This is a genomic window from Phaeobacter sp. NW0010-22 (assembly GCF_040365955.1).
GTDB lineage: Bacteria > Pseudomonadota > Alphaproteobacteria > Rhodobacterales > Rhodobacteraceae > OMPR01.
In genome coordinates, this window is record NZ_BAABWT010000001.1 from 688,413 (window position 1) to 705,738 (window position 17,326).

The following is a 17,326-nucleotide window of genomic DNA, read 5'->3' on the forward strand; positions in this document are numbered from 1 at the left end:
TTAACGCGGCTCCTGCACGAATGCGCTCATAGCGACGAGGGCGTATTGTTTGTCAGCATTGTCGCTGATCTTGCGACCCAATGTCGACGTTGGAAAGACAGGTGAAATCTTGACGCAAGCACGCAGGATCATCAGATCGTTGCTTTGACCATTTTCGAAACTGCGCACGGGCTTCACTTCTTCGGATTTGTCGGTGCAATCCGCTGTGCTTGGAATAGAGATCCCAACACGCGGGTTCTGCTGGATCATTTCAAGGCGCATGTTTTCATCGCAGTTCTTGATGAATTGGGCGCGTTCACAGATCGTTTGCTTGATGGCGTCATGCTGCAATTGCGCACCGGTTCCAAGCTTGATGTCACGGACAGTGATATCTACCGCGCGCTCTAACATGCCCTGATGAAGGGACACAAAGCCCAATTCAAAACCGGACAAGAGCAGACCGACCATGAGCGGGAACACGATGACGAATTCAATGGTTGCATTGCCCGCTTCCGAGTAGCGCAGCTTTCTTAGGTAATTCTTAAGGTGGCGCTTCATTGGGTCAACCTCAGTTTGCGGATGGAAGAAGCAATCGATGTGAATGCATCTTCGATTTCGAGACCTTCAACGTCATAGAAGTGGCTATCAGAGCTGGCACATTTCTTAAGAATGTTCAGGCCTGCGGTAGGAGCTTCGAAACCGATGGTGTAGACGATGTTGCCGGCATCTTTGGCAGCGCCGCAGATCGCTAGCGAGCGGGTGTCTTTTTCAGTGCCGCCGTAGCCTTTGCCGACTTTATTGAACCACAGGTCCTGTGCATTGTAGGAGCCGATACGTTGGGCTTGCAGGTTTTTGTGCCACTGGACGGTGGTGTAGTCCCACAGCTCAGGGAAGGATAAGTTTACGGCTGTGCCAGGTTCGTCATAGGTATTGGTAGTGGTGGTTTCCACCCAATCCCAGTCATAACAGCCATAGTAGCGTCTATCGCGACAGATCCATTGGCCCGTGGTCTCGGTCACGGTGTATTGCCCATTGCCATAGGGGTGATCGTTCCAGCTTTTGTTGTTGTGCCAGAAATACTCGTCCCGGACTGAGTCATATGTTGAATAGACCTGTGCATTGCTGTTCCACCAAACAGGTGAATTACCCTCACGATAGGGTGGCAAAATTTCACCCTGACTGGTGTTCTGGCCGTCTGTCATCAAAACGATCACCTTGAGCGTTTCGCCTGAATCCCGTGTGTAGGGGCGGTCTTTGAAGGTGTCGGCGACGTTTTCGTCGGTGATCAGACGCTTGATGAGCTTATTGGTTGAATTGTCGACCAATCCAGCACCCCATTTCATACCGATGTCGATAGAAGTGTTGCCGCTGGCTGTCAGGTTGCCGATGTAGGTCTTCATTTTTTCAGTATCGCTTTGCATCACAAGGATGTCGCGTTCTGGGCGATTACGGCAATCAACCCAGCTGGTGATCGGCTGATTTGAAGAGCGATTGTCGTAGTTCTGGTGGCTCCAGATCGAACCGTTCAAAGTGCGAGGACGGCTGACGTCGGGGTCCAGGTTGACGGTGTTGAAATCCGCCTCGCTGAAATTGATGCAGTTCGCGTGACGGTTTTCACCGGTCGTTGTCATGTGCTTCATCAGGTAGTCGGGCACAGAAACTTGTGATGAATACGGTACGATCGAGATCGACAGTTTGCCGTCAACTGTGTTGTCGTCCATTTGCTGTACAAATTCTTTGGCCGCGACCTTGAGCTTGCTCAGGCGTGAGTAAGAATTCATCGAACCAGACACATCAAGGACCAGAGAAATTTCAACTCCGCCCACGCTTTCTTCGGCGCTAGCCGAGGCAGGGGCCGTTAGGGTATCAATGCCCGACATGTGCATGAACTGGGTTGGGAAAGTCGCGTTGGCTTTGGCCGAAACGATCCGATAGCCGATGCCGGGTGTGATCACTGGATCTTCGAGAAAATCAACCAGCTCAGCTTTTTCAAAATAGTCGCGTACCACGGCTTTGGGATCGAGGGTTTGATCAAGGTCAGCCGCAGCAAGAACAGCACGATCCAGCGTATACTGAAGACGCGTGCGATCGCGTTCAAAGCGCATCAGATCAATCCCGATTCCCGCGACCATGAGGATCAGAAGAAACGAAAACAGGGCAAAAATGGTCAAAACACCATCTTCGGTGTCGCGAAAACGCAACAGGCGTGTGGTGGCCCAAGAATGCGGAGACCGGGGGCCTTCGCGGGTGAATTTGGAACATTGGCTCATTTTTTACCTCTTTCCTCGACACTGGAATCCAGTTCGCAGGACACAGTTCTGTTCTGTAAAATTGCATGGGGAAGGTGGCAAGAATGGGGCAGAAACCGCGCCAATTCTAGGAATTTACCTGTAGTTCGTACACATTAGCAGATGTTTCACGACGGCTGTTTCCTGCCCGGGAACAATGGTTGATTTTGTCGTGATTGGTGCGTCGATTCGGATTTGGAAAAATAATAGATTTTTGTAAAGTGCTTAATTTTGTCGCACTTGTTAACGGAAAGGCCATAGTAGGGCTGCGACAAAACGCCATGAGATGAGTCGCAAAGGTCATGGAGGAAATAATGACCCGCAGTAATGAGCCAAGCTTTCGTGAGAGTGTTGATCTGATGTTCAACAGGGCGGTTGCCCTGATGGATTTGCCCCCAGGATTGGAAGAAAAGATCAGAGTTTGTAACGCGACTTATACAGTGCGGTTCGGGGTGCGATTACGTGGCCAGATGCAAACCTTTGTCGGGTATCGTTCGGTGCATTCCGAACATATGGAGCCAGTCAAAGGCGGTATTCGCTTTGCACCGTCCGTCAACCAGGATGAGGTCGAGGCGCTTGCGGCGCTGATGACGTATAAATGTGCGCTGGTTGAGGCGCCGTTTGGCGGCTCCAAGGGCGGCTTGTGCATCGACCCTCGTCAGTATGACGAACACGAGTTGGAACAGATCACCCGGCGATTTGCCTATGAACTGGCCAAACGCGACCTGATCCACCCCAGCCAAAACGTGCCTGCGCCTGACATGGGCACGGGGGAACGGGAAATGGCCTGGATTGCGGACCAATACGCCCGGATGAACACCACGGATATCAACGCGCGGGCCTGTGTGACCGGCAAGCCGTTGAACGCTGGTGGTATCTCGGGCCGGGTCGAGGCAACTGGGCGCGGCGTGCAATATGCGTTGCAGGAATTCTTCCGCGATCCGCGTGACATGGAAAAGGCTGGGATGACCGGCTCGCTTGATGGCAAACGGGTGATCGTGCAGGGGCTGGGCAATGTGGGATATCATGCTGCCAAGTTCCTGAGCGAGGAAGACGGTGCGCGCATCATCGGCATTATTGAACGAGACGGGGCGTTGTTTAACGCGGACGGTCTGGATGTCGAAGGGGTGCACAACTGGATTGTCAAACATGGTGGCGTGACAGGGTTCCCCGATGCGACCCATGTGGCGGATGGTGCTGCGGTGATGGAGGAAGAATGCGACATTCTGATTCCGGCTGCGATGGAGGGGGTGATTAACCTGTCCAACGCTGCGCGCATCAAAGCGCCACTGATCATCGAGGCGGCGAATGGTCCGGTGACGGCCGGTGGCGATGAGATTCTGCGCAAAAAGGGCTGTGTGATCATTCCGGATATGTATGCAAACGCGGGTGGTGTGACGGTGTCCTACTTTGAGTGGGTCAAAAACCTGAGCCACATCCGCTTTGGCCGGATGCAGCGCCGTCAGGAGGAAGCGCGTCACCAGTTGGTGATCGACGAATTGCAACGACTGGATAACTATCTGGGGGATGCATGGTCGATGTCGCCTGACTTCAAGCAGAAGTATCTGCGCGGTGCAGGTGAGCTGGAATTGGTGCGCTCGGGTCTCGATGACACGATGCGGATTGCATATCAGTCCATGCGCGAAGTCTGGCACAACCGGGGCGATGTCGAAGATCTGCGGACAGCCGCATATCTGGTTTCGATCGAAAAGGTTGCTGCAAGCTATCGCGCCAAAGGTCTGTGATCTGAAGTTCGAAAATTTAAACGGCGCGCAGGATTTGCGCGCCGTTTTTTTGACCACTGGGTCTGATTGATCCCATCAGGGATCGGGATAGGAAACGACGGAGCGCAAGGACGCGTCCGCGTGGCTGTTCCAATATGTCTCTGTTAGCAACTGTGTGATGGGTCCGATATTGCCCGTTCCAATGGGGTCTCCATTGATCCGGGTCAGGGGCATCACTCCGCCAGCGGTCGAGGAGATAAATGCCTCGTCAGCGGTGCGCAGGGCCTCTGACGAGACAGCGGCCGCGGTGCAGGGGATTTGATGCAGAGCACAAAGATCAAAGACTGTTTGCCGAGTGATACCTAGCAAAACACCATGCTCTGGTGTCGTGACGCACCCATTCTTGACGGTGAACAGGTTGAATCCGGGACCTTCGGCAAGGGTGCCGTTGGCATCTTTCAGGATCACTGTCTCTGCGCCTTTGTTGTAGGCGTCATAGAGGCCGGTGATGAGATCGAGCCAGTGATAGTTCTTGATCGTTGGATCGACCGAGGGCGGGGGAATACGCACTACGTCAGAAATCGCGGCATGCAGACCGCGCTGCATCTGGTCGCGATTGGCGACAGATCCAAAGGGGATGGCAAAGGCGATAAAGCGATTGACCGCGTCGCGGGGGTCACGGCTGAAGGTGGGTGATGTCCCGCGCGTGCAAATGAACTCTACATAGGCGTTTTGCAATCCCGATAGGGCCACGCAGTTGTGCAAGATCTCTGCAATCTGATCAGTGTCATAGGGGATCGACATGTGCAATTTGTCGAGCCCATTCAGGAACCGGTCGATGTGAGCGTCCAGTCGGAAAAATGCCCCCTTCCAAACGTGGACCACATCATAAGTCGCATCTGAATGCAGAAACCCATAATCCAATACTGAAATCCGGGCTTCGCTCATGGGGAGGTATTGCCCATCCATATACGCAACACCGTGGGGGTAGCAATGCGGGTCCACATAGCGGGAAGAGAGTTCCAAGCGAGAGGGCATGAGTGTTGCTCCTGTGACTGCTTTGCGAGAAAAGTGTTGCGCTATGGCTGGGTGTTTGACCGGAGCGCGCTAAGTTTGAGCGGACCCTAATCGGAGTAAGCCATGTCGCGCTATATCAAATCTGTCACTGCTGCCGTGTTGGCGACGAGTGTCATAGCTGCACCCGGATATGCCCAACAACGCACAGGCTGGTTCACGGTTGTGGACGGTTTGGCCGTCTATCAGGGCAATTCGGATCTGAGTGGTGGTGGCGAATTCAGTGCGAACCGTGCCTTCTTGAGGGCGGGGGGGCTGTACAGGTTCGAGAATGGCACCTCGGCTGGGCTGTTCGTGAGTTATGGGCAGTTTTCATATGACTTTAGTTCAGGTGGCAATCAGCCTTGGAGTGATATTCGTGACATTCGGATATCGGCACCGATGCGATTTCAGTTGGGTGGTAATGCCGATTTGTTTGTGTCTCCGCAGGTCCGGTGGGATTATGAGCAAGGGGTCAGCGCGTCAGATGGGCGTACCTATGGTGTTTTCGCAGGCGTCAGTTGGCAGGTGAACCAATCGCTGCGCATCGGCCCGGCGTTCGGGGCATTTTCTGAATTGGGCAACAGTGAGACCGAAGTGTTCCCTGCGCTGTTGGTGGATTGGGACATCGCCGATCAATGGAACCTGAGCACAGGCACCGGGTTGGGGGCCACTCAGGGCCCGGGGGTGTCGCTGCGATACAAGCACAACGACCAGTTCAGTTTTTCCCTTGCGGCCCGGTCAGAGCGCGTGCGCTTTCGGTTGGATAACGCAGGTCTTGCCCCGGGGGGCGTTGGCGAAGACAGTAGCATCCCCATCGTTTTGTCCGTTGATTATACGCCCAACCCCGGAGTCAGCTTGAATGCGTTTGTAGGTGCGGAGCTGAATGGTCAATTGTCGCTGGAGTCCGCAGCCGGAACCGAAATTAGCAATCAAAGCTACAGCACCGCACCAATTGCGGGGCTTGCGATGCGGGTGCGGTTCTGAGGCTGACCTCTTGAACCTAAGAAATTTGCCCGATTGCAGTGATCACGTCGCGCTTGCATTGCCACTGGTCGCAGATGGGCAGCATTTTGTCGAAAAGGGGGATGGCGTGGTAAGGGGGCGTTGTTACGTTTCTGGCAACGGGTTCACTGTGACCCACGCAAAAGGAAAGACATCATGCGATTTTCAGGCCTTCGTGTTCTGAAGGAAGGGTTGACTGGCAACAAGGGGTGGAAACCTCATTGGCGCGATCCTGAGCCCAAAGCTGAATATGACATTCTGATCATTGGCGGCGGGGGTCACGGGCTGGCCACGGCTTACTATCTGGCCAAAGAGCATGGTTTGACCAATATCGCGGTGTTGGAAAAGGGATACATCGGGGGCGGCAATATTGGCCGGAACACCACGATTGTCCGGGCCAACTATTTCTTGCAGGGGAATTCGGAATTCTATTCCCATTCGCTAAAGCTGTGGGAAGGTCTGGAAGAAGACCTGAACTATAACGTGATGCATTCCCAGCGAGGCATCATCAACTTGTTCCATTCGGATGGTCAGCGCGATGCACGGGCGCGTCAGGGCAATATGATGATCAGCCAAGGCGATGATGCGATCATGCTGGGCCGGGATGAGTTGCGCGGAATGCTCCCTTACTTGGATTTCGACAATGCGCGGTTCCCGATCTATGGCGGGTTGTATCACCCACGTGGCGGCACGGCGCGCCACGATGCGGTGGCGTGGGGGTTTGCCCGCGGGGCGGATCAGCGCGGCGTGGATCTGTTGCAGAACTGCGAAGTGACCGGCATCGATATCGAAGATGGTCAAGTGCGCGGCGTTCAGACCTCGCGCGGGGCGATCAAGGCCAAGAAAGTTGCGATGGTTGTGGCAGGGCGCTCAAGCCAGGTTGCGGCGATGGCAGGGATGCACCTGCCGATTGAAAGCCACGTTTTGCAGGCCTTTGTGACCGAGGGTCTGAAACCTGTGATCGACAATGTCGTGACCTTTGGCATGGGTCACTTTTACATCAGCCAGTCGGACAAGGGCGGGCTCGTCTTTGGTGGCGATCTGGATTTCTATTCTTCTTATGCTGCACGGGGCAACTTGCCAACGGCGGAACATGTGATGGAAGCCGGCATGGCGATGATGCCGATGATTGGTAAGGCCAAGATGCTGCGCAGCTGGGGGGGGATCATGGATATGTCGCCGGATGGGTCGCCGATCATCGACCGGACCCATATTGACGGGCTCTATGTGAACTGTGGCTGGAACTACGGGGGCTTTAAGGCCGTACCGGGGTCGGGCAACGTGTTTGCGCATCTGCTGGCGACGGACCGCTATCACGAGAATGCGACACGGTTCCAATTGGACCGGTTCCGCACCGGGCGTGGCATTATCGATGAAGAGGGCAAAGGCTCTCAGCACAATCTGCATTAGGGAGCGGGACTGATGTTGGATTTGAGAATTGTTGAAAAGATGAAGATGGGAGAGGGATCATGAGGATCATCTGTCCACATTGCGGGGAACGTGATCGCCGCGAGTTCTATTACAAGGGCCATGCGGTGGCTTTGGATCGCCCGGCACCGGATGCCGGGGTCGAGGCCTGGGACAACTATGTCTATCTGCGTGAAAACCCGGCAGGCAATACGCGGGATCTTTGGCAGCACGAAGCGGGCTGTGGCGCGTGGATCGTCGTCGAGCGCAATACCATTACACATGAGATTACGGACACGACCTGGGTCACAGATGCCGTAGCGGGGGACCCGTCATGAGGATCGCAGGAAAAGGTCTGTTAGACCGATCCAAATCGGTGTCGTTCAGTTTTGATGGCACGCGCTATGCTGGGCTTGAGGGCGACACGCTGGCCTCGGCTTTGTTGGCCAATGACGTGCGTCTGATGGCGCGGTCGTTCAAATACCACCGTCCGCGCGGTGTGTTGACGGCTGGCAGCGAAGAGCCAAACGCGTTGATGACCGTTGGTTCGGGGGGCTCGCAAGAGCCAAACGTGCGGGCCACGGTGCAGGAAGTGTTCAACGGCTTGGATGCGCGCAGTCAGAACCGCTGGCCGTCGTTGCAGTTTGATCCGATGGCGATCAACGATCTGGCAGCGCCGTTTCTGGGCGCAGGGTTTTATTATAAGACTTTTATGTGGCCGCGTGCGTTCTGGGAAAAAGTTTACGAGCCGATTATCCGCAAGGCGGCGGGACTGGGTGCGCTGTCTGGCGAACCAAATGCCGATATCTATGACAAGGCTTATGCATTCTGTGATCTGCTGGTGATCGGGGCCGGCCCAACGGGTCTGATGGCGGCGCTGGTTGCGGGTCGTGCTGGGGCGGATGTCATTCTGGCTGACGAAGACAGCCGCATGGGTGGACGTCTGTTGGCGGAAACCTATGAGATCGACGGTAAGCCCGGACATGTTTGGGCGGATGAGGTTCTGAGCGAGTTGAAGTCGATGGACAATGTGCGTCTGATGTCGCGCACCGCGATTGTCGGCGCGTTTGACAACAGCACCTATGGTGCGTTGGAACGGGTGCTGCACCACACGGGCGACCGCCCCAAGGGCGGCGCGTTGGAGACATTCTGGCGGATCGTGGCCAAGCGGTCGGTGCTCGCCACCGGAGCCTTGGAACGTCCGGTTGCATTCCGCAACAATGACCGTCCGGGAATCATGACCGCCGGGGCTGTAAGGGCCTATCTGAATCGCTGGGGCGTGAGCGCTGGGCAGCGTGTTGCGATCTTTGGCAACACCAATGATGTCCACCGCACGGCGCGGGATTTGTTGGCCGCCGGGGTGCATGTGTCGGCGGTTGTCGACAGTCGCCATGATGCACCGATGACGGATGACTATCGCGTCTATCGTGGGGCACAGGTGTGCAATAGCTCTGGTCGCAAAGGCTTGGAAAGCATCACCATCCGCAGCGCCAGTGGCGAAACCAAGGTGCAAGCCGATGTGTTGGCGATGACCGGTGGGTGGAACCCCTCGGTGCATCTGACCTGTCACATGAATGGGCGTCCGACGTGGCAGCGCGATATTGCGGCCTTTGTTCCGACGCCGGGATCGGTGCCGGGCATGCATGTGGCCGGGTCTTGTAACGGGACATTCTCAACAGCGGGCTGTCTGCGCGATGGCGCGGCGGCAGCAACTGCGGCGCTGGGCGAATTGGATCAGAGCGCGCCAGATGTGGCGCAACCGCATGCCGAGGATTTGCCTTATGACATCGCGCCGATATGGGCGGTTCCGGGCAAAGGGCGCGCGTGGCTGGATTTCCAGAACGACGTCACGGTCAAAGATGTGAAGCAGGCGGCGGTCGAAAACTTCCGCTCGGTTGAGCATATGAAGCGCTACACGACCCAAGGCATGGCGACGGATCAGGGCAAGAACTCGAACGTTGCGGCTTTGGCGGTTTTGGCAGATGCGACGGGGCGGGGGATCTCGGAAACCGGGACAACCACCTTCCGTCCGCCGTTCAACCCGGTGGCGATTGCCGCCTTTGGGGCCGGTGGGGCTGGCAAAGGTTTTGCGCCCGAGCGGTTCACCACCTCGCACAAGGCCACAGTCGAGCGCAAAGCGCCGATGATCGAGGCGGGATTGTGGTATCGCCCCAGCTATTTCAGCAAGGCGGGTGAAACCACTTGGCAGGAAAGCTGCAATCGTGAGGTCGGCTATGTGCGCAACGCCGTGGGTGTGGCGGATGTGTCAACGCTGGGCAAGATCGACATTCAGGGGCCAGATGCGGCGGCGTTTCTTGATTTCGTCTATTGCAATATGTTCAGCACGCTCAAAGTGAACCGGGTGCGGTATGGCTTGATGCTGCGCGAAGATGGGTATGTCATGGATGACGGCACAACGGCACGGTTGGGGGAAAATCACTATGTGATGACCACCACGACGGCTGGTGCTGGCGAAGTGATGAAACATCTGGAGTTTGTCGCACAAGCCTTGCGTCCGGATCTGGATGTCACGTTTACTTCGGTGACGGAACAGTGGGCGCAGTTTGCGGTCGCGGGTCCAAAGGCACGCGGATTGTTGAACGAAATCCTGTCCGAGCCGCTGACCGACGAAGACTGGCCGTTCATGGCCTGTGGCGATGTTAAGGTTCTGGGTGTGGATGGGCGATTGTTCCGGATCTCGTTCTCGGGCGAACATGCCTATGAGATTGCTGTTCCGGCCCGCTATGGCGACAGCCTGTTCCGCAAGCTGGTGCAACGCGCAGAAGAGTTGGGCGGCGGTCCTTATGGGATGGAAGCGCTGAACGTGCTGCGGATTGAGAAGGGGTTCATCACCCATTCGGAAATTCATGGACGGATCACGGCCTATGACATTGGCATGGGGCGGATGGTCTCGGCCAAGAAGGACTGTATGGGCAAAACCATGACCCAGCGGCCCGGATTGGAAGAGCCGGGGCGCGAAGTGTTGGTGGGGCTCAAACCTGTTGAGGCTGAGGGGCAGATTCTTGCGGGGGCGCATCTTTACAAGAAGGGTGACGAACCGGTGCGGACCAATGATCAGGGCTATGTCACCTCGGTGTGTCATTCGCCGACGATGGGCCATGCCTTGGGATTGGGGTTCTTGGCCGATGGTCGGGATCGTCACGGCGAAATCGTGAAACTGGTGGATGGGCTGCGCGGGGTGGAAACCTTGTGCGAGGTGGTCGATCCGGTATTCTTTGACCGCGACGGAGGGCGAGTGCGTGGATAATTTGCAAGCCAAGAGCCCCTGTGCGGGCCTGCTGCCCCTGACAATCGGCAAGATGTCGCTGAACGAAGAGGCCCCCGGCGCACTGACGTCACTGGCCCCTTACAAAGGCAAGCAAGGCGCGTTGTCCAAAGCCATGGAAGGTGTGCATGGCGTTGCCTATCCTGATGCCAACGCCACCACGCAAGGGGATGGCGCAAGGGCGGTCTGGTTCGGATATGGTCAGGCCCTGCTGATTGGTCCGGCGGCGGATGTGGAGTTGTCGACCCATGCAGCACTGGTGGATCAATCCGATGCCTGGAGTGTTGTGCGTCTGAACGGGCCTGAGGTTGAGGCGGTGTTGTCCCGGCTTGTGCCTGTGGATGTGCGTCTGTCGGTGTTTCCTGTTGGTCAGACTGCACGCACCCTTGTGATGCATATGTCTGGGTCAATCACTCGGGTGGATTCCGACACCTTTGAGATCCTGGTGTTCCGGTCTATGGCGGATACTCTGGTGCATGACATGAAAACGGCGATGGAAGCCATTGCAGCACGCGGGTAGTCTGTGTGCAACAAAACTGATTCCGGAGCCGATGCCCATGATCCGCCTTACCTGCCTTGCGACTGCTGCTGTTCTGATGGCTGCGCCTACTTTTGCTGCAGAAAGCAAAAAACAAAGCTGTGAATATCAGTCACAGGTGGTGGCCGCGATTCAAAAGGCGCGTATTGATCGGGTAAAAGAACGGGAGGTGCCGGCAGCGATTGCCGCCACCAACCCAAGCTGGCCTGACAATTACAACGCGGCGATCCCATTGATGGCGCCGTGGGTCTATGACCAAAAAATGAAAGTGGTGCGCAACGAGGATATGGCTGCCGCGTGGTTGGAGCTGTGCCTGCAACAGTGAGTGCCGCCATTTTACTGTGGACGACCTGTGGACAACACGCGTGCCTCTCTTGGCGCGCGTCTTTGTTTCTGACAGATTAGCGCCATGTCATTGCCCCCTGGATTTTTGGATGAACTGCGGAGCCGCTCTAGCCTGTCACAGGTTGTAGGGCGCAAAGTCATGTGGGATCCGCGCAAGTCCAATCAGGGTAAGGGCGACATGTGGGCGCCATGCCCGTTTCACCACGAAAAATCAGCCTCGTTCCATGTCGATGATCGCAAAGGGTTCTATTACTGCTTTGGCTGCCATGCCAAAGGCGATGCGATCAAGTTTGTGCAGGAAACCGAGAACGTCGGGTTCATGGAAGCGGTTGAGATTCTGGCGCGTGAGGCCGGGATGCCGATGCCAGCGCGCGATCCCAAAGCGCAGGAAAAGCAGGACCGCCGTACACTGCTGGCCGAAGTCATGGAGCAGGCGGTTCAGTATTTCCGACTGCAGCTGAAAACCGGTGCGGCGGCGGATGCGCGCGCTTATGTGGCCAAGCGGGGTTTGAATGGCCCGGCGTTGGAGCGGTGGGAGATTGGATTTGCGCCCAATGGCTGGCAGAACCTGTGGGACCACTTGCGTGGTAAAGGGGTTGCCGAGGATCTGATTATCGGGGCCGGGTTGGCCAAGCCGTCGACCAAGGGTGGCAAGCCATACGACACGTTCCGCAATCGCATTATGTTCCCAATCCGGGATGCGCGGGGACGCGCCGTTGCCTTTGGCGGTCGCGCGATGGATCCCAATGACAACGCGAAATATCTGAACTCGCCCGAGACCGAATTGTTCGACAAAGGGCGCAGCCTGTACAATCAAGGCCCGGCGCGGACGGCCGCGGGGCAGGGGCAAACCTTGTTGGTGGCCGAAGGGTACATGGATGTGATCGCCCTAGCAGAGGGTGGATTCGGGGCCTCGGTTGCACCTTTGGGCACAGCGATCACCGAAAGCCAGTTGCAGATGCTGTGGCGCATCGCAGATGAGCCGATCATAGCGCTGGATGGGGATACCGCAGGTTTGCGGGCGGCGATGCGGTTGATTGAACTGGCGTTGCCACTGCTTGAGGCTGGGAAATCGCTGCGCTTTGCGCTGATGCCCGAGGGGAAAGACCCTGATGACCTGATCCGGGGCTCAGGACCCGAAGCTGTGCAAAGCGTGCTGGATCAGGCGATGCCGATGGTCAAACTGCTGTGGCAGCGCGAGACCGAAGGCAAAGTATTCGACAGCCCAGAGCGGAAGGCTGGGTTGGACAAGACACTGCGCGAAAAGATCAAGCTGATCCGTGATCCGTCCATTCGTGCGCATTATGGTCAAGAGATCAAAGATCTGCGGTGGGAGCTGTTCCGCCCGCAACGCAAACCGCGTGCGGCGTTTCAGGCTGGGGGTGGTCAATGGCAGGGCGGAGGCGGCAAAGGCAAGGGCCGCTGGAAAGCAGCGCCGGAGCCGGCGATGCCCGGTACTCGTGCCTCTTTATTGGCCTCGGCCACCGAAGAGGCACAGATCCAAATGCGCGAGGCGGTGATCTTGGCGACAACCGTCAAAACGCCGAAGATTGTTGTGCAGTTTGAACAGCAACTTGAAGCGATGGAATGCCGGGATCAGGATCATGCAATGTTACGAGATATGGTTTTGCGCTATGCCATCGATAGCCCCGGCGATCTAAGTGACAGAATTTATGAGGCGTTGGGGCCCGAACCCCTTGAAAACCTGTTTGCCCTTCGCCATGTCGCAATTAGCCCCTGTGTGCGCCGCCCTGGCGATCTAGAACTGGCCGAGATGATATTGGCCGAGGAACTCGCAAAACTCACCGCGCTGCGCGGGCTGACCGCTGAAATTGCCGAGGCCAAAGAAGAGATCGCTGAATTGGATGATGAGGCTGTGACCTGGCGCGTGGCGCAGGCCGCCGAAGAGCGCAATCGCGCCACCCGCAGCGAGAATGAGGACAAAGCGATATTCGATGTGGCTGACAATGGGGCGCGAATCAACCGGGATGAACGCGACTCGTTTGCAGCGATCCTCGACAGCATCAATTTCGAACGAAAGCGCTAATATCGCGTTTTGATAAAGAATAGGCAAAGAAAAACGGGTAAACGGGTGGCCGAATCATTTGAACGCGCTAATGATTCGGATGAAACGAATCGCCCCCAGCCCCTGTAGGAGCACTGAATGGCCGCTAAAGACACGAACGACGACCGCAAGTCTGACGACCAGGAACAGGAAATCTCGCTTGATATGAGCCAAGCCGCCGTCAAAAAGATGATCGGCGAGGCGCGTGAAAAGGGATATATCACCTACGATCAGCTTAATCAGGTTCTGCCGCCTGATCAGGTCAGCTCGGAGCAAATCGAAGACGTGATGTCGATGTTGTCTGAGATGGGCATCAACATCATCGAAGATGAGGAAGCAGAAGAGGAAGAGCAAAAGGGCTCGACCGAGGTTGCGACCACCGAAGGCACCCGTGATGTGACGCTCGCCAGCGCGGCGAGCGAAAAACTGGACCGGACAGACGATCCGGTGCGCATGTACCTGCGCGAGATGGGCAGCGTTGAACTGCTGAGCCGCGAGGGCGAGATTGCCATCGCCAAGCGGATCGAAGCGGGCCGCAATACGATGATTGCCGGGCTGTGCGAAAGCCCTCTGACGTTTCAGGCGATCACCATCTGGCATGACGAACTTTTGTCCGAAGACATTCTGCTGCGCGACGTCATTGATCTGGAAACCACCTTTGGGAACCAGATGGATGAAGAGAGCGAAGAAGAGACCCCTGTCGTAGACGCCTCTGCCGTTGCATCTGCAAAACCTGCCGAAGAGTCCGGGCCCGAGTTGGATGCAGACGGTAACCCGATTGCCAAAGACGACGACGATGATGAAGATGAACAGGCCAACATGTCGCTTGCCGCGATGGAAGCGGCTCTGAAGGATCAGGTTCTGACCACGTTGGAGCGGATCTCGTTGGATTACGCCCAGTTGTCGGAAATGCAGGACAGCCGGATTTCAGCGACGTTGAACGAGGATGGATCATTCTCGGCCTCTGATGAAGCAAAGTATCAGGCGTTGCGTTCGGAAATCGTTTTGCTGGTGAATGAATTGCACCTGCACAACAACCGTATCGAAGCCCTGATTGACCAGCTTTACGGAATTAATCGTCGCGTGATGTCTCTGGACAGCTCAATGGTGAAACTGGCGGACCAAGCGCGGATCAACCGTCGTGAGTTCGTCGAAGCGTACCGCGGTCGTGAGCTGGATCCCAACTGGTTGTCCGAAATGGGCGAAAAACCGGGCCGGGGCTGGCAGATGTTCATCGAGCGTTCGACTGACAAGGTTGAAGAGCTGCGTGCAGACATGGCGCAAGTTGGACAGTACGTTGGTTTGGACATCCCTGAATTCCGCCGCATCGTGCAGCAGGTTCAAAAAGGTGAAAAAGAAGCGCGTCAGGCGAAGAAAGAAATGGTCGAGGCCAACCTGCGCCTCGTGATCTCGATCGCCAAAAAGTACACCAACCGTGGTTTGCAGTTCTTGGATCTGATCCAGGAAGGGAACATTGGTTTGATGAAAGCGGTTGATAAGTTCGAATATCGTCGCGGTTATAAATTCTCGACCTATGCGACGTGGTGGATCCGTCAGGCGATCACCCGTTCGATCGCTGATCAGGCCCGAACCATCCGTATCCCGGTCCATATGATCGAAACCATCAACAAACTGGTCCGTACTGGTCGCCAGATGTTGCATGAAATCGGTCGTGAACCGACGCCGGAAGAATTGGCTGAAAAGCTGCAGATGCCGCTCGAGAAGGTTCGCAAGGTGATGAAAATCGCCAAAGAGCCGATCAGCCTCGAAACGCCGATTGGCGACGAAGAAGACAGCCAGTTGGGCGATTTCATCGAGGACAAGAACGCAGTGCTGCCTTTGGACAGCGCCATTCAGGAAAACCTCAAGGAAACCACGACACGGGTTCTGGCGTCTCTTACACCGCGTGAAGAACGTGTTTTGCGGATGCGGTTTGGTATCGGCATGAATACCGACCACACGCTGGAAGAAGTCGGCCAGCAGTTCAGCGTGACCCGCGAACGTATCCGGCAGATCGAGGCTAAAGCGTTGCGTAAGCTCAAGCATCCAAGCCGGTCGCGTAAGCTGCGGTCCTTCTTGGACCAGTAAGGCGTATTAACAAACAGATTTAGGGGCTCCCGTTTCGGGGGCCCTTTTTTGTGGAGCTTGGTCATTGGCGATCTGTCGCGCAACTGCTCCGCTTGGTTGAATTCCTTGTGAATTCCCCTGTGCGACAAGGGGGCTGCGTACTAAGTTAGACACAGAGAGAAATGAAAGTGACGCCTTTATGAAACAATTTCTGATGTTTGGTGTGCTTGCTGTTGCGGGTTTTGCGACGCAGGCGGATGCCTTTACTGCGCGCAACGGGGCGCGCGTGAACCAAGTGAACAGTGCGCTGTTTGAAGTTATTCCGAGCGGGCGAGTCCGAAATGGGGATTATTGGTGCGCGGCAGGTGAGTTTGCCCGTCGGGCTTTGGGGGCGGGCTGGACGGACCGTGTGTATATTGCCCGGGAACGCGGTCAAAGTGTCACCACCCAGCGCCGGACAGCGTTGCAATTCACTTTGAATCCGGATGCAGCAGGGATAACGCCCTTGCCGACAGGTGGGTTCAAAAGCGGGCTGCCTGTGGGGGACAGCATGAGCATTCAGCAAGCTGAGGGATATTGCGAACCTGTTCCAATTACATTCTGAGGATGCGCTAAAAAAGGAGACCTCCATTGACCTACAAGAGATGTGCCCAAGTTTTGGCGTTGGTCTCTGTGATGCCTACTGCGGCCAGTGCTTGGCGGGCGGTGAATCAGCATGATGTGTATCAGATCGCGCCCGGTGTTTTTGAAGTTGTCAGCGAACCCGGCTCTGGAGCGGTGGATTTCTGGTGCGGTATTGGGGATTTTGGGCGCATGCAGTTAAATTTGGGTGCGACCCAAAAGATCTATATCTGGCGCGGAATTGGCCCCAGTGTGACCCGGCCAGAGCGTGCAGCAGTCCAGTTTTCGCTCAACGAGCCGCCGGGGGAAGCCGCTAAACCAGGTTACACTCTGTCCGTTAAGCAGGCTGGCGATAGTTTGAGTGCGTCCTTTGCCCGTCAGTATTGTGCCGGAAGCCGGTTTGACCCATTTGAACGTTGGATTGATTAATCCCAAGCTTTGAACCAAGCCTCACCTTGCCCCAACGAGCCGAGCAGGGCATCAAGGGCGCATGCAACACCAGTTTCAAATCGCAAGCCAAGGTGCCGGTCTGTATGAGTTCACGCAGGATGTGCGCCAGTGGGTTAATACGGCGGGTGGGGATGGCTTACTGACGCTGTTTGTGCGTCATACTTCGTGTTCGTTGCTGATTCAGGAAAATGCTGACCCAGAAGTACAAACTGATCTCGCGGCGTTCTTTGATCGCTTGGTTCCGCCTTCAAGCCATCCATCGATGTCTTATCTGCGCCATACCTATGAGGGGCCGGATGATATGCCTGCTCATATCAAGGCGGTGCTGATGCCTGTCAGCCTGTCGATCCCCGTGCAAAACGGACGACCTGTGTTGGGAACATGGCAGGGAATTTACTTGTTTGAACATCGCAATGCCCCCCATGTGCGTACAATCGCGGCACATTTCGCTTGAGCATACGCAGGATGTAGGGGTTAAATTTCCCCTCTACCCAAACT

General features: G+C 56.1%; 15 protein-coding genes. 12 read left to right on the top strand and 3 right to left on the bottom strand.

Going from position 1 to position 17,326, the window contains the following annotated elements:
- Together ABWV33_RS03190 and ABWV33_RS03195 are read right to left on the bottom strand one after the other, a co-directional pair.
- The gene (locus tag ABWV33_RS03190; protein WP_121996789.1) at positions 1–537 is read right to left on the bottom strand and encodes a TadE/TadG family type IV pilus assembly protein; all 537 of its coding nucleotides are present in this window, start codon (positions 535–537) and stop codon (positions 1–3) included.
- Positions 534–2,249, bottom strand: a complete 1,716-nt coding sequence (locus ABWV33_RS03195) for a pilus assembly protein TadG-related protein (protein WP_121996790.1) — start codon at positions 2,247–2,249, stop codon at positions 534–536. Before ABWV33_RS03195 ends, ABWV33_RS03190 begins: the two co-directional genes overlap by 4 nt.
- A 332-nt stretch (positions 2,250–2,581) precedes the next feature.
- Here ABWV33_RS03195 and ABWV33_RS03200 point away from each other — a divergent pair, with 332 nt between their 5' ends.
- Entirely contained in the window at positions 2,582–4,012 is a 1,431-nt protein-coding gene (locus ABWV33_RS03200) for a Glu/Leu/Phe/Val family dehydrogenase (RefSeq protein WP_113825819.1), read from the top strand.
- Between the two features lie 75 nt (positions 4,013–4,087).
- Here ABWV33_RS03200 and ABWV33_RS03205 read toward each other — a convergent pair whose 3' ends face one another.
- Positions 4,088–5,029 carry an aminotransferase class IV gene (locus ABWV33_RS03205; protein WP_353329085.1) on the bottom strand — a complete coding sequence of 314 codons (942 nt, stop codon included), beginning with the start codon at positions 5,027–5,029 and terminating at the stop codon, positions 4,088–4,090.
- A gap of 102 nt (positions 5,030–5,131) precedes the next feature.
- Between ABWV33_RS03205 and ABWV33_RS03210 the strand changes: the two genes are divergently transcribed.
- The 11 genes from ABWV33_RS03210 (at position 5,132) to ABWV33_RS03260 (ending at position 17,282) form a co-directional block, all read left to right on the top strand.
- Positions 5,132–6,031: a hypothetical protein gene (locus ABWV33_RS03210; protein ID WP_353329086.1), complete on the top strand. Its 900-nt coding sequence runs from the start codon at positions 5,132–5,134 to the stop codon at positions 6,029–6,031.
- 174 nt (positions 6,032–6,205) lie between these two features.
- Positions 6,206–7,459: a sarcosine oxidase subunit beta family protein gene (locus ABWV33_RS03215; protein ID WP_121996791.1), complete on the top strand. Its 1,254-nt coding sequence runs from the start codon at positions 6,206–6,208 to the stop codon at positions 7,457–7,459.
- 59 nt (positions 7,460–7,518) lie between these two features.
- Positions 7,519–7,794, top strand: a complete 276-nt coding sequence (locus tag ABWV33_RS03220) for a sarcosine oxidase subunit delta (RefSeq protein WP_113825822.1) — start codon at positions 7,519–7,521, stop codon at positions 7,792–7,794.
- A complete protein-coding gene (locus tag ABWV33_RS03225) occupies positions 7,791–10,724 on the top strand; it encodes a sarcosine oxidase subunit alpha family protein (RefSeq protein WP_353329087.1) in 2,934 nt (977 codons plus the stop codon). The genes ABWV33_RS03220 and ABWV33_RS03225 overlap by 4 nt, the downstream gene beginning before the upstream one ends.
- Positions 10,717–11,262, top strand: coding sequence for a sarcosine oxidase subunit gamma (locus ABWV33_RS03230; protein WP_353329088.1), 546 nt, complete (start codon positions 10,717–10,719; stop codon positions 11,260–11,262). The genes ABWV33_RS03225 and ABWV33_RS03230 overlap by 8 nt, the downstream gene beginning before the upstream one ends.
- A 37-nt stretch (positions 11,263–11,299) precedes the next feature.
- A complete protein-coding gene (locus ABWV33_RS03235; RefSeq protein ID WP_113825825.1) occupies positions 11,300–11,605 on the top strand; it encodes a hypothetical protein in 306 nt (101 codons plus the stop codon).
- Positions 11,606–11,689: 84 nt separating this feature from the next.
- The gene (gene dnaG / locus ABWV33_RS03240) at positions 11,690–13,672 is read left to right on the top strand and encodes a DNA primase (protein WP_113825826.1); all 1,983 of its coding nucleotides are present in this window, start codon (positions 11,690–11,692) and stop codon (positions 13,670–13,672) included.
- Between the two features lie 117 nt (positions 13,673–13,789).
- Entirely contained in the window at positions 13,790–15,778 is a 1,989-nt protein-coding gene (gene rpoD / locus ABWV33_RS03245; RefSeq protein WP_121996795.1) for an RNA polymerase sigma factor RpoD, read from the top strand.
- A 178-nt stretch (positions 15,779–15,956) separates the two neighbouring features.
- A complete protein-coding gene (locus ABWV33_RS03250; protein ID WP_353329089.1) occupies positions 15,957–16,361 on the top strand; it encodes a hypothetical protein in 405 nt (134 codons plus the stop codon).
- A 26-nt stretch (positions 16,362–16,387) separates the two neighbouring features.
- Positions 16,388–16,807, top strand: coding sequence for a hypothetical protein (locus ABWV33_RS03255; protein ID WP_353329090.1), 420 nt, complete (start codon positions 16,388–16,390; stop codon positions 16,805–16,807).
- Positions 16,808–16,868: 61 nt separating this feature from the next.
- A complete protein-coding gene (locus tag ABWV33_RS03260) occupies positions 16,869–17,282 on the top strand; it encodes a secondary thiamine-phosphate synthase enzyme YjbQ (RefSeq protein WP_353329091.1) in 414 nt (137 codons plus the stop codon).
- The last annotated feature ends 44 nt before the right edge of the window (positions 17,283–17,326 follow it).